This is a genomic window from Paenilisteria riparia FSL S10-1204 (assembly GCF_000525995.1).
Taxonomy (GTDB): Bacteria; Bacillota; Bacilli; order Lactobacillales; family Listeriaceae; genus Listeria_A; species Listeria_A riparia.
The window spans coordinates 1-13018 of sequence record NZ_AODL01000022.1 but is presented as its reverse complement, the minus strand read 5'-3'; the positions used below and the strand labels follow the sequence as shown (position 1 = coordinate 13018).

The 13018-nt window shown below is 39.8% G+C and carries 12 protein-coding genes and 2 pseudogenes; all 14 read left to right on the top strand.

Annotated elements, in window-relative coordinates; genetic code table 11:
* Positions 1-39: 39 nt before the first annotated feature.
* A complete protein-coding gene (locus PRIP_RS11450) occupies positions 40-807 on the top strand; it encodes a TatD family hydrolase (protein ID WP_036101286.1) in 768 nt (255 codons plus the stop codon).
* Between the two features lie 295 nt (positions 808-1102).
* Positions 1103-2369, top strand: a pseudogene (locus PRIP_RS11445) (ubiquitin-like domain-containing protein).
* Positions 2370-2489: 120 nt separating this feature from the next.
* Positions 2490-3062 (top strand): ribonuclease M5, encoded by a 573-nt coding sequence (gene rnmV, locus PRIP_RS11440; RefSeq protein WP_052008878.1) that lies wholly within the window; start codon positions 2490-2492, stop codon positions 3060-3062.
* Positions 3055-3939 (top strand): 16S rRNA (adenine(1518)-N(6)/adenine(1519)-N(6))-dimethyltransferase RsmA, encoded by an 885-nt coding sequence (gene rsmA, locus PRIP_RS11435; protein WP_036101284.1) that lies wholly within the window; start codon positions 3055-3057, stop codon positions 3937-3939. The genes rnmV and rsmA overlap by 8 nt, the downstream gene beginning before the upstream one ends.
* Before the next feature lie 122 nt (positions 3940-4061).
* Positions 4062-4322, top strand: a complete 261-nt coding sequence (gene veg / locus PRIP_RS11430) for a biofilm formation stimulator Veg (protein ID WP_036067518.1) — start codon at positions 4062-4064, stop codon at positions 4320-4322.
* A gap of 174 nt (positions 4323-4496) precedes the next feature.
* Positions 4497-5357: a 4-(cytidine 5'-diphospho)-2-C-methyl-D-erythritol kinase gene (gene ispE, locus PRIP_RS11425; protein ID WP_036101283.1), complete on the top strand. Its 861-nt coding sequence runs from the start codon at positions 4497-4499 to the stop codon at positions 5355-5357.
* 33 nt (positions 5358-5390) lie between these two features.
* The gene (gene chbG / locus PRIP_RS11420) at positions 5391-6131 is read left to right on the top strand and encodes a chitin disaccharide deacetylase (protein ID WP_036101282.1); all 741 of its coding nucleotides are present in this window, start codon (positions 5391-5393) and stop codon (positions 6129-6131) included.
* Positions 6132-6281: 150 nt separating this feature from the next.
* The gene (gene purR, locus PRIP_RS11415) at positions 6282-7109 is read left to right on the top strand and encodes a pur operon repressor (protein ID WP_036101281.1); all 828 of its coding nucleotides are present in this window, start codon (positions 6282-6284) and stop codon (positions 7107-7109) included.
* A gap of 243 nt (positions 7110-7352) precedes the next feature.
* Positions 7353-8030 (top strand): efflux RND transporter periplasmic adaptor subunit, encoded by a 678-nt coding sequence (locus PRIP_RS11410; RefSeq protein WP_036101280.1) that lies wholly within the window; start codon positions 7353-7355, stop codon positions 8028-8030.
* Positions 8031-8058: 28 nt separating this feature from the next.
* The gene (locus tag PRIP_RS11405; protein WP_036101279.1) at positions 8059-8748 is read left to right on the top strand and encodes an ABC transporter ATP-binding protein; all 690 of its coding nucleotides are present in this window, start codon (positions 8059-8061) and stop codon (positions 8746-8748) included.
* Entirely contained in the window at positions 8745-9938 is a 1194-nt protein-coding gene (locus PRIP_RS11400) for an ABC transporter permease (RefSeq protein WP_036101278.1), read from the top strand. Before PRIP_RS11405 ends, PRIP_RS11400 begins: the two co-directional genes overlap by 4 nt.
* Before the next feature lie 777 nt (positions 9939-10715).
* Positions 10716-11027 carry a septation regulator SpoVG gene (gene spoVG / locus PRIP_RS11395; RefSeq protein ID WP_036101277.1) on the top strand — a complete coding sequence of 104 codons (312 nt, stop codon included), beginning with the start codon at positions 10716-10718 and terminating at the stop codon, positions 11025-11027.
* A 136-nt stretch (positions 11028-11163) separates the two neighbouring features.
* Positions 11164-11478, top strand: coding sequence for a septation regulator SpoVG (gene spoVG / locus PRIP_RS11390; RefSeq protein ID WP_036088375.1), 315 nt, complete (start codon positions 11164-11166; stop codon positions 11476-11478).
* A gap of 354 nt (positions 11479-11832) precedes the next feature.
* Positions 11833-13003, top strand: a pseudogene (gene glmU / locus PRIP_RS11385) (bifunctional UDP-N-acetylglucosamine diphosphorylase/glucosamine-1-phosphate N-acetyltransferase GlmU); the annotation flags it as partial.
* Positions 13004-13018 lie beyond the last annotated feature (15 nt).

Below are 13018 nucleotides of genomic sequence, written 5' to 3'. Positions count from 1 at the left end.
GAAGAAAGTTGCATAAAAATAAAGAAATGAGGGATAAAAATGCTTTTTGATACGCATGTACACTTAAATGACGACGCGTTCAACGATGATTTAGAAGAAGTCATCGCGCGCGCTAAAGAAAATGACGTAACACGAATGGCTGTTGTTGGCTTTAACGAAGAAACCATTAATCGAGCACTCGAGCTCGCAGAACAATATGATTTTATTTATCTAATTGTTGGTTGGCATCCGACAGACGCGATTACATTTGCACCGGAAAAACTAGAATGGCTAAGGGAACTAGCATCGCATCCTAAAGTCGTGGCACTTGGCGAAATGGGATTAGATTATCACTGGGATACCTCGCCAAAAGAAACACAATTTGAAGTCTTCCGCCAGCAAATCCGTCTTGCAAAAGAAGTAAATCTCCCAATTGTTATTCATAACCGCGAAGCAACAGAAGATGTTGTCCGCATTTTACAAGAGGAAAACGCAGCAGAAGTTGGTGGGATTATGCATTGCTTTGGTGAAACTGTCGAAGTGATGCAAGCCTGTCTTGACATGAATTTTTACATTTCATTTGGTGGTACAGTTACCTTTAAAAACGCAAAATTACCAAAAATTGCAGCAGAAATGGCGCCGTTAGACCGTATTTTAATCGAAACAGATGCTCCGTATCTTGCGCCACACCCAAATCGAGGGAAGCGAAATGAGCCGAGTTACGTCAAGCTTGTTGCCGATAAGCTCGCAGAATTAAAAGAACTGAAATATGAGGAAATCGCCTACCATACCACAGAAAATGCAAAAAGGCTCTTCCGAATAGAGTGATTTCTGTAATGCCTTTGTAACAATGAGCGAACTCTGTAATGGAATCTTAAGCAAGGTTTGCTAAAAGTTAAAGAAATCTTTAAGAACCCGCTATATTATGCCTACGACTAGAGACTGAATGGGTTGAAATATTTTTGACACATTAGACATATAATGTAATGAAAAAGCTTTGTGATGGCTTAGTAGCAACGTTTAGGTTCGCTTATTTGGTCTATACATTTTAATCCCTTCATTCGTTGACAGTTCTTTCGTCCCCCGTATATAATCACAACAGAACTAGAAAGGGGAGAAATACATGACCATGGAAACTAGCAGTAACGCAAGCCAGAAATCAAAATGGCGTTTACCAATTATGATTGGCGCGTTTGTTATTGTCATAGCTTTGGTTTTTTATTTCGTTTTCGAGGGAACTAAAAACGATATCACCATTGTAAAAGCAGGCGAGGTTACCAAAGTAAGCACACATGCTAAAACAGTAGCTGAAGTACTGAACGATGAAGGGGTCAAAGTTGGAAAACATGATGAACTATCTGTTTCCAAAGACGCATCATTAAAAGATGGAATGAAAATTACTTATGTTCCAGCTAAATCAATTACAATTAACGACGAAGGTAATGAAGTGAACGTGTGGACAACAAAAAACACCGTAGCTGAAGTACTGAAGGACGAAAATATTACAACACGTCCACAAGATGCTCTAAACGTAGCGCTAGATGCCAAAGTTGCTAAGAACATGGAAGTTAAAATTGACCGTGCAGTAGCTTTATCCATCCAAAACGGTGCGAAAAAAGAGACAACTTGGACTACAAAAGATACAGTTGCAGACTTATTAGCAGAAAAAAACATCAAGTTAGACGCACAAGACAAAGTATTGCCAGCAAAAACGGCGAAACTTGCAAACAATATGACGGTTGTTGTTACATACGTGGACAAGAAAACCGACGAAAAAAAAATCTCAAGTTGCTTACAAAACAGTTGTTAAAGAAGACGACAACTTAGCAGCTGGCGTTGAGAAAGTAGTACAAGAAGGAAAAGTAGGCGAAAAAGTAGCCAAATACAATGTTATTCTCGAAAATGGGAAAGAAAAGCAACGTAAGCTACTTGCCGAAGAAGTTACTGCAAAACCTGAAGATAAAGTCGTTGTTCGTGGTACGAAAGAGAAAGTCGTTGCAACACCAGTTAGCAATAGCACTTCTTCTTTCTCTCCTTCTAAAAAAGCAACAACATCTTCTAAATCTTCCACATCAAATAGTAATTCGGCACAAGTAAGTAGCAAACCATCTGGCGGTCAAACGATTAAGATGGAATCCACTGCTTATTCAGGTGGCGGTACTACTGCAACAGGTATTAACTTAACAGCAAACCCAGGCCTAAAAGTAGTTGCCGTTGATCCGAGCGTTATTCCATTAGGCTCTAGGGTTTACGTTGAAGGCTACGGAGAAGCAATTGCTGGTGACACTGGCGGAGCGATTAAAGGAAATATCGTTGACGTATACTTCCCGAATGAAAGCCAGTGCTATTCATGGGGACGCCGTACTGTGAACGTTACAATTTTAAACTAAGTTAAATCAAGGAAGCAGGTCACTAGCCCAATATGCGGCAGTTTCCTGCTTCTTTTTTATGTTCAGCTTTGTTAGAATGTATGGTATGATAGATAGACTATGAAAAAAGGAGCGTTAGAGATGGAGAAGCCAGTGATTCACGAGGTCATCGTTGTCGAGGGACGGGATGACACAACAGCTATACATCGCGCGGTAGAGGCAGACACCATCGAAACAAATGGATCAGCGCTATCTGAGATGACAATCGAGCAAATTCGTCATGCGAAAGAGAAGCGAGGTGTTATCATATTAACTGATCCAGATTTCCCTGGAGAGAAAATCAGAAAGCAAATTGATGTAGCGGTTCCCGGTTGCCATCATGCGTTTATCAAGCGTAGCGAGGCCTTACCGAAACATGGCCGTGGCCTAGGTGTTGAACACGCTACACCCGAAGTCATTCGTGAAGCATTACAGCATTTTCGCACGAGCAACAATCGGATTATGACAAGTGAGGTTTCCTATGAACGCCTAATCAATCTAGGACTGATGGGTGGTTCAGGCGCTAAAGCGAAACGACAAAAATTAGGAGAAATCCTTAAAATAGGATACACCAATGGCAAGCAACTACAAGCACGATTACGTATGTTTGGTATTACCAATGAACAATTTGAAGCCGCATGGGGCATCATAATGCAGGAGGAAGCGAATGAGTAAAGATATAGCGACACCCGGTCGTACGAAGGAAATTCTAAAGAAATACGACTTTCTATTTAAGAAAAGCCTGGGTCAGAACTTTTTAATCGACAGCAATATCTTGCGACGGATTACGGAGACGGCCGAGCTAGATAAGGAAACGGATGTTATCGAAATTGGACCAGGAATCGGCGCGTTAACGGAGCATTTGGCGCGGACGTCCAAGCGTGTGTTAGCGTTCGAAATCGATCAACGTTTGATGTCTATTTTGCCAGACACTTTGGCAGCCTATGATAACGTGGAAATCGTGAACGAAGATATTTTGAAAGTAGATGTTGGTGAGATGATTGCAACGAAGCTTCCGAATCGCCATCAACCTGTGAAAGTCGTTGCCAATTTACCATATTACGTGACGACGCCGATTATTTTGCAACTACTTCACGAAGACCTGCCTGTTTCTAGTATGACATTTATGCTACAAAAAGAAGTAGCAGACCGCATTTCCGCAAAACCTGGTACGAAAGCATATGGTAGTTTATCTATTGCTATTCAATACTATATGGAAGCCGAGCTGTCCTTTATCGTTCCAAAAACAGTCTTCATGCCACAGCCAAATGTAGACTCAGCGATTATTCACTTAAAAAGACGCCAAGAACCACCAGCAGAAGTAAATAACATTGATTTCTTTTTCGACATAACACGATCTTCCTTCGCGCAAAGACGTAAGACGCTATGGAACAATCTCGTGAACCGTTTTCCTGAATTAAAAGCACAAAAAGAAGCGCTGGAGCCTGCACTTGCCGAACTTGGTATTGATGTAAAACGTCGCGGTGAGACGCTTACAATCCCTGAATTCGCGGTTTTAAGTAATTTTCTTGACGATTTCATGAGAAAATGAAGAAAAATTGCTTAAAAAGTAATCATAGAGGTTGACATGAGGGCGTTTCGCTGTTAAAATGTTTATTTATTGATTTTTAGGCCTCATTATGCTATACTAGTATTTAGTGAGGTGGAAAATAAATGTCAAAAACTATTGCAAGCATCAAACAAAATCTTGAATCCAGACTTGGAACAAGACTAACTTTGAAAGCTAACGGCGGACGTAAGAAAACAATCGAGCGTTGCGGTGTATTAGCCGAAACTTATCCATCTGTTTTCGTTGTTGAGTTGGATCAAGACGAGAACAATTTTGAAAGAGTATCTTATAGTTATACAGACATTTTAACAGACACTGTAGAATTAGACTTTACTGATGATGTAAGTAAAGAGTTAGCACTTTAATCACTGATATCTCAAGACCAGTTCGCATGCGGGCTGGTTTTTTGATGCGCCGAGTTCATGCGAGAAGCTTAGCGTATACATTTCTAGTACATATTTAGGTAGCGATGTGTTAGAATAAACAAAGAGAAAATAAATGGTTGAACGATATGGTTCTATAGAAAGGCTGTAGAGACGATGAAAATAAATGTGAAAGCACCTGCGAAGATTAATTTATCATTGGACGCATTGTACAAAAGAAAGGACAATTATCACGAACTCGAAATGGTAATGACAACAATTGACTTAGCGGATCGTCTGCAGCTTGTTTTACTCGAAAAGGACTGCATCAAACTCGATGTAAAGGCGCACTTCATTCCAGATGATAAACGCAACTTGGTATATCAGGCCGCGGCGCTTTTGAAGGAACGGTTTCAGATAAAACAAGGTGTAGCGATATCGCTTGACAAAAGTATTCCTGTAGCGGCAGGTCTCGCGGGTGGAAGTAGTGATGCAGCGGCGGCCCTTAAAGGCTTGAATCAATTGTGGGATTTGAACTTGTCGTTGGAAGAATTGGCAGATCTCGGTGCAGAACTTGGTTCGGATATTCCATTTTGCCTGTATGGGGGCACTGCACTTGCTACGGGTCGCGGCGAAATTATTGAGCCGTTGCCGATGATGCCAAATTGTTGGATTGTACTTGCAAAGCCATCGATTAGCGTTTCTACACCGGGTGTATACCGCGATTTAAAAGTTAGCGAAGTAACGCACCCAAACACGAAAGGGATGGTACAAGCCATTCAAGAGGGTAGCTTTGAAGGAATTTGTGATAACATCGGGAATGTTTTGGAAACGGTCACGCTTGTGAAACACCCCGAAGTAAAGCGGATCAAGGAGAAGATGCTGGAATTTGGCGCAGATACAGCTTTAATGAGTGGTAGCGGCCCGACAGTGTTCGCCCTTGTTAAACAATATTCACGAGCTAAACGTGTCTATAACGGCCTGCGTGGATTTTGTGAGGAAGTTTACTTAGTAAGACCGTGGCAAGAACAAAGATGATATAAAAGTAAATTCATGAAGGAGTCGATAGTGATGAAAGTGATTTTTAATGCGGATGATTTTGGGTTATCTAAAGGTGTTGTCTATGGAATTCTTGAAGCGTACAAACACGGTGTCGTGAAATCAACCACGATGCTTGCGAATTCTCCTGCTTTTGATTTAGGTGTAGAAGTGGCGAAAGAGAACCCAGGACTGGATATTGGTGCCCATTTAACGCTAACATTCGGTAGCCCGATTTTAAAAGACGTGCCTACATTGACAGCGCCATCTGGTAAGTTCCTAGCACAAGATGTTTTGCGTGCTTCAGGTGATCAGCTTGATTTTGATGAAGTAGAACGTGAATTCACAGCGCAAATTGAAAAAATTCTAGGAGCGGGTCTTTCCATCTCACATTTTGACACGCATCATTTAATCGAACCCATCGTACTCCCCGTAATCCAAAAATTAGCGAAGAAATACGGCGTTGGTATGCGTCGCTCTGTGCACGATGCAGATTATACTGGCATTCCAACAACGGATCGCTTTGCAGATGAGTTTTACGCAGAAGGCATCAACGCAAAAGTGGTCAAACAAGTCATCGCAAAACATAAAGACGATACGAAAACATTAGAGTTTATGTGTCATCCAGCTTTCATTGACGAAACATTGTTATCTCTAAGTTCGTATTCTGATTATCGAATAAAAGAGCTGACATTCCTTACATCGAATGAAGTAGTAGATGCCTTGCAATCAGTTGGCGCAGAAGTAGCTAGCTTTAAAGAGGTCATGAAATAAAGCGATTCAAACCAAGCCGCGCATGAATAAATAGTTTATCGCTATCTTTTCCAGCCAAAAATCTTTATAATAGACTTAAACACGTACAAAAAAAGGGAATCATGTTATATTGTTTGGAAAAGCATCTTTAAAAAGAGGAGAAGAAGTGCAATGAAAATTCGGCGTAGCGAACGTTTAATTGATATGACACAGTTTTTGCTAAGTCATCCACGTAAATTAGTCCCATTAACGTTATTTGCAGAACGTTACGGTTCAGCGAAATCGTCTATTAGTGAGGATTTAGTTATTATAAAGAAAACATTTGAAGATAGAGGCATCGGTACGCTTGAGACAGTTCCAGGCGCTGCTGGTGGCGTGAAATACATTTCGATTGCGGATAACGCAGATGTGCTAGATTTTGTTCAAACGCTCTGTAATCGCATTGCTGAGCCTAATCGTCTTTTGCCAGGTGGTTATTTGTACTTATCTGACTTACTAGGTGAACCAGTAACACTTAATCACATTGGCAAAATTTTAGCGACGAAGTTCAACAAACAGCCAATTGATGCAATCATGACGGTGGCGACGAAAGGCATTCCGATTGCCCAAGCGGTGGCAGAACATCTGAATGTCCCGTTTGTTATCGTTCGTCGTGACAGCAAAGTAACAGAAGGCTCGACGGTAAGCATCAATTATGTCTCTGGTTCCAGTAAACGAATTGAGAAAATGGAGCTTTCCAAGCGAAGCCTACCAGAAGGCTCGAATGTTGTCATTGTCGATGACTTCATGAAAGCTGGCGGAACCATTAATGGTATGAAGAATTTGCTGGAGGAGTTCAATGCGAACCTTGTTGGCATCGGTGTCCTTGTTGAATCTGAATACGCCGAAGAACGCCTTGTAGACGATTATATTTCTTTAGTCAAAATCAAGAATGTCAACGTGAAAGAAAAGCAAATCCAAGTCGTCGAAGGAAATTATTTTCAATATCCAAGTGAATAGAATAGAAACTGGAATCCATGGGTAGCAATCATAATGCTCTCTAGGGGTTTCAGTTTTTTTATGAATAAATAAGACCTCCGTATGACTGGTTTTATTTTGATTTATGCTACAATAAGAACTTATAGAAAGGTAGCGAACAGTTTAGTTAGTGAAGTTTTTTGTTTGCTGACTTTTTGTATGATTGGTTACCTACATAATAAGGCAACTAACACATTATTACGGAATTTGGAAGGGGCAATACACATGAAGAAGTGGGTTAAATGGTTGATTGCGATTGTTATTATTGTAGTCATTATCGTTGGAGCAGTCCTGTTTTTGGGCAATAAATCGGGTTCTGACACGGCAGCAACGAAAGATCTTGTGACAACAAAAGTGAAACAAGGTGATTTAAAAATTAATGCGACAGCAACAGGCGCAATTGTTCCACAGGATCAAAAAGCACCTGATTATGATGCGTTAGAATTACAAGTACAAATGGATGAGCTTGACGTTCCGAATGTAAAGAAAGATCAAGAAGCAAAAATTTCAGTAACCGCACTACCAGACAAGACATTCATTGGTAAAGTGAAAGAAATTGCTGAACAAGGAACAGTTATGAACGGCGTATCTTCGTTCTTAGTAACGATTTCTATCGATGACACAACTGACTTGAAATCAGGCATGACTGCTGACGCTTCTATTCTTGTAAAAGAGAAAGCAGACGCGCTATACGTTCCAGTAGAAGCTGTACAAAAAAATGACGACGACAAATATTACGTACTCGTTCCTAAAAAAGGTAAGAACAACACAACAAAAGAAGTAAAACAATATGTAACAATTGGGCTTCATAATGAGGACAACATGGAAATCACCAAAGGTCTAGAAAAAGGCGATGAAGTTATCCTGCCAACGAAAACAACGTCGTCACAACCAGGATTTTAATGACTAGACGAAACAAGGAGGTGATCGCATGGCGAGTCCACTTATAGATATGAGAAATTTAACGAAAACATACACACTTGGCGACGAAACATTTAAAGCACTTGATAATGTTACATTAGCTGTTGAACAGGGCGAATTTTTAGCGATTGTTGGTCCGTCTGGTTCTGGTAAGTCAACCTTAATGAATATGATTGGTTGTTTAGACGTTCCGGATTCTGGCGAGTATCACTTGGACGGTGTCGATGTAGCAACGTTAAATGATAATAAACTATCCGCTATTCGTAATAAGAAAATTGGTTTTATTTTCCAACAATTTAACTTACTGACGAAACTATCTGCTTTTGAAAATGTCGAACTACCGCTGATTTATGGCGGGATGAGTGTCTCTAAACGAGAAGAAATCGCATTAGATTGCTTAAACAAAGTAGGATTGCTAGAGAAGAAACGAAATTTACCAACGCAATTGTCAGGTGGCCAACAACAACGTGTGGCTATCGCTCGGGCACTTGCGGCGAATCCGCAAATTCTACTAGCCGATGAGCCAACTGGCGCGCTCGATTCTAAAACAGGAAAAGAAGTCATGTCTATTTTGCAAGAATTGAATCGTGCTGGAAATACAATCGTGATGATTACGCATGATTTGGATATTGCAAATTACGGAACACGGACTATCCGTATCCAAGACGGTCAACTTTTTCATGAGGGGGTTAAACAATGATCCTTCAAAGTATGAAAATGGCTTGGAAACAGTTAAAAACAAGTAAGATGAGATCGTTCCTGACCATGCTAGGTATCATTATCGGGGTTTCTTCGGTAATTCTGCTAGTGTCACTAGGAAAAGGCGTGACAGAGCAAGTAAACAGCCAGATGGGCGACCTAGGCTCCAACTTGGTTACTGTCATGAATAGCTCTACCAATCCCAACGATAAATTCACCTACGATGACGTCATGAAATATAAAAATATTGATGGTGTTAAGAGTGTGTCACCAGAAATTTCAGGCCAAGTCAAAGCAACCTATGATTACAAATCCAAAGACCTGAAAGTAGTGGGAACAAACGAACAATATAAAGACGCCCGAGGCTTGAAATTAGATAGTGGGCGCTTTCTGCTTCCAATTGACGTAGAATATGGACAAAAAGTAGCAGTTATCGGACCAAATGTTGCGAGCGATTTATTTGGCTTCTCCAATGCAATCGGAGAATACGTCCGAATTGATGGGATGCCATATAAAGTTGTCGGAGTTCTCAAGGAAAAAGGAAATTCGATGATGGGCTCAAGCGACGATCAAATTTTTATTCCTTTATCTGCAGCGCAACGTATGTTGAAAGATACTAATGTTCGAACTTTGTACGTTGAAACAGATACAGCAGATGATGTGGACCGTGTCGTCAATACATTAGAATCACGCCTTTCAATTCAATTCGATTATACAGCTTCAGATTCATCAAGTGGTGAAACCGCACCATATCAAGTCATTAACCAACAAGAGATTTTAAGTGCCTTCAACACCATTAGTTCGACATTAACGACAGCACTGGGCGCTATCGCAGGAATTTCGCTTGTTGTTGGTGGTATTGGAATCATGAATATCATGTTAGTTTCCGTATCCGAACGAACAAGAGAAATAGGTATTCGTAAAGCTCTAGGCGCGAAGAAAAGAGATATTTTGACGCAATTTCTAATTGAATCTATTGTTATAAGTGTTGTCGGTGGCTTGATAGGTATTGCTATCGGTGTATCAGGCGCACTCGCGTTTAGCTCTTTTGCAGGAATAGCATCTGGAATTGCAGCGAGTACAATTATAGGTGCATTCTTATTTTCCATGTTAATTGGTGTCGTTTTTGGAATTATGCCAGCGAATAAAGCTTCCAAATTACGTCCAATTGACGCATTACGATCTGAATAACAGCTTTAAAAAAGAGGATTTTTTTACATAAATCCTCTTTTTTTATTATTTAGGCACAAAACAATGATAAAAAAATGTGATTTTTTTATCTATAATGCTTTGAAATAGGGATAAAATGCAACGTCATATATTTTTAATCTTTCTGTTACAATTACGTTAAAAATAACGATGAAATCACCTTGTTTGTCTGTTAATTCTATCTCTAGTAATAGCTTTAAGCACTGATATAACTGGTTTTTTGGATATATATATTTCTCTGTTTTATTTGTCATAATAGCATCAGATTTTTTAATGAATTAAAAAAACAGTGTGCAAAAATGCCAATAAAAAACATCAGAATAGATTGATTTAGTATACAAAAAAAGACGATACAATTGTTGTTTAACGATATAAAATATGTATTTTTAGAAAGCTGAAATATGTTTATAAATGAGCAAAAATGCTGTAACGGTGAGATTTGTGTGTATTCTTAACTAGCGTAGTTTATCATAGTATACAATTATTTTATTGTTAAAAACAATTTGTTTTTGTCAATAAAAAAGTGTATAGAAAACCAAATTTTATATGCGAAGTCACAAAGTTGTCAAATTTAGCTTTTTTTATTATGATGTTGTTAGAGAAAAATTCTGGGCTTTCCTTTTTGGGAACAAGAAGTATTTGTTACTTCTTGGATGGGAGAAATGTCAATAGAACAATTCTCTAGTGTTATCTTTATGATGTTGCGTGTGTATTGATTCAACAAGTAGCATGTCAACAAGAGCTAAGGTGGTGAAGAAAATGGAAATTACAGATGTGAGATTACGTCGAGTTGAGACTGATGGAAGAATGAAAGCTATTTCTTCAATTACGATTGATAGCGAGTTCGTAGTACATGATATTCGCGTGATTGATGGTAATGATGGATTATTTGTGGCAATGCCAAGTAAGCGTACTCCAGATGGAGAGTTTCGCGATATTGCGCACCCAATTAATTCAGATACTCGTGCTAAAATTCAGGACGCTGTTCTAGCTGCTTATGCAGAGGCTGATGAAGTTGTCGGTGAAAGTGCTGAGGCTCCAGTTGAAACAGAAGAAGGAAATGAAGAATAAACACTACTTTTTATAGGCCTGGGTAAAGCTTGTTGTGATGCAGGGCTTAAAGGGAAACCATGTTTGTCCCAGTAACAAGATGAAAAACCCCGAGAAGCTATGAGAAGACAAAAAATGGGATAAGGAGTGACTAATAATGCAGGTAACTGATGTGAGATTACGTCGTGTAGAAACTGATGGAAGAATGAGAGCAATTGCTTCTATAACTTTGGATGAGGAGTTCGTTGTTCACGATATTCGTGTGATTGATGGAAACAATGGTCTATTTGTTGCAATGCCAAGTAAACGAGGCGTTGACGGCGAATTCCGTGACATCGCTCATCCAATCAATTCTGACACTCGTGGAAAAATTCAAGAAGTAGTGCTAGCTGAATACGTTCGCGTAGGCGAAGAAGAAGCAAGCGCAGTTTCAGAAGATGTTGCAGTGGAAGAAGAAGTGACTGCTGAATAATATAAAACATTTCAACAACCAGCTTAGTGCTGGTTGTTTTTGTTTGGGCTGTTCGAACGCAGTGAGTTACAGCCCAAATATAAGCGTGAGCGAAGCGATGGGTTAATCCTTTTAAAAGAAACAATCAACAACCGCCCAACAAAGTAAGCGAAATCCAATTTTTCTTACATATTCAAAACGTCTGAAAAAGCCTTCCGATTCTTTCGTTATTTGTTGATTAGGCATTATTCACCAAAATGTTATTTTTTAAAATTCCAATGTAATTTCTTACTCGGTCTATTTACACCTTGAAAAAAAGCTGTATTTACGGTATTATTCATTATGAAGAATAGTGGATATTGGAGGGTCTTGTCAATGATGAATAGATATGCAATCGTTTTAGCGGCTGGGCAAGGTACAAGAATGAAATCGAAGCTTTACAAAGTGTTGCACCCCGTATGTGGAAAGCCTATGGTGGAGCACGTGGTTGATCAAATTAGTCAACTTCAACCAGAGGAAATTGTAACGATTGTTGGGCATGGTGCCGAAGCAGTACAGACCCATTTGAAAAATCGAAGTACGTTTGCAGTACAAGAAGAACAACTAGGAACGGCTCACGCTGTATTGCAAGCAAAGATTGCTTTAGGTGATAAAGATGGCTTGACGCTCGTTGTGTGCGGGGATACGCCGCTGATTCAAGGACATACGATGGAAGCCTTGATGAAATACCATCACGAGAAACGAGCAAAAGCAACAATTTTGACGACAGTTTTAGACAATCCAACAGGTTACGGACGGATTATTCGTGATGACCTTGGAATCGTCGAAAAAATCGTCGAACAAAAAGACGCTTCTGAAAAAGAGCAACGCGTCAATGAAATCAATACGGGAACATATTGTTTTGATAATTTAGCCCTGTTCGAAGCTTTGGAAAAGGTTTCTAATGAAAATGCGCAGGGGGAATATTATTTACCAGACGTTATCAAAATTTTGAAAGACGAAGACGAAGTAGTTGCAGCTTATCGCATGGATAACGCTAAAGAATCTTTGGGCGTTAATGATCGTGTCGCTTTGGCGGAAGCACAAGAAATTATGCGCCACCGTATTAATGAAAAGCACATGCGTAATGGCGTAACCTTGATTGACCCTGCAAACACATATATTGATGTGGACGTAGAAATCGGTCAAGATACGATTATTGGACCAAATGTCTCCATTCACGGCAAGACTGTTATTGGCGACGATTGCGAGATTACAGGAGCAAGCTTATTGGATAATGCGATTCTTGGTGAACGCGTCAAAGTAAGACATTCATCCATTTATGACAGCAAAGTAGGCGATGATGTACAAGTCGGACCTTACGCGCACTTGCGCCCTGAATCAGAAATCAGCGAAGGCGTTAAAATTGGTAACTTTGTCGAAACGAAAAAAGCAACAATCGGCAAAAAACACTAAGATTCCGCATTTCATCTACATGGGTGACGCAGAAATCGGTGAGAACGTCAATATTGGTTGTGGCTCTATCGCAGTCAACTATGACGGTAAAAAATAAAGCAAAAAA

Coding starts and splice junctions, on each gene's coding strand:
- PRIP_RS11450 (WP_036101286.1), top strand. CDS start 40: ATGCTTTTTGATACGCATGTACACTTAAATGACGACGCGTTCAACGAT.
- rnmV (WP_052008878.1), top strand. CDS start 2,490: ATGGAGAAGCCAGTGATTCACGAGGTCATCGTTGTCGAGGGACGGGAT.
- rsmA (WP_036101284.1), top strand. CDS start 3,055: ATGAGTAAAGATATAGCGACACCCGGTCGTACGAAGGAAATTCTAAAG.
- veg (WP_036067518.1), top strand. CDS start 4,062: ATGTCAAAAACTATTGCAAGCATCAAACAAAATCTTGAATCCAGACTT.
- ispE (WP_036101283.1), top strand. CDS start 4,497: ATGAAAATAAATGTGAAAGCACCTGCGAAGATTAATTTATCATTGGAC.
- chbG (WP_036101282.1), top strand. CDS start 5,391: ATGAAAGTGATTTTTAATGCGGATGATTTTGGGTTATCTAAAGGTGTT.
- purR (WP_036101281.1), top strand. CDS start 6,282: ATGAAAATTCGGCGTAGCGAACGTTTAATTGATATGACACAGTTTTTG.
- PRIP_RS11410 (WP_036101280.1), top strand. CDS start 7,353: ATGAAGAAGTGGGTTAAATGGTTGATTGCGATTGTTATTATTGTAGTC.
- PRIP_RS11405 (WP_036101279.1), top strand. CDS start 8,059: ATGGCGAGTCCACTTATAGATATGAGAAATTTAACGAAAACATACACA.
- PRIP_RS11400 (WP_036101278.1), top strand. CDS start 8,745: ATGATCCTTCAAAGTATGAAAATGGCTTGGAAACAGTTAAAAACAAGT.
- spoVG (WP_036101277.1), top strand. CDS start 10,716: ATGGAAATTACAGATGTGAGATTACGTCGAGTTGAGACTGATGGAAGA.
- spoVG (WP_036088375.1), top strand. CDS start 11,164: ATGCAGGTAACTGATGTGAGATTACGTCGTGTAGAAACTGATGGAAGA.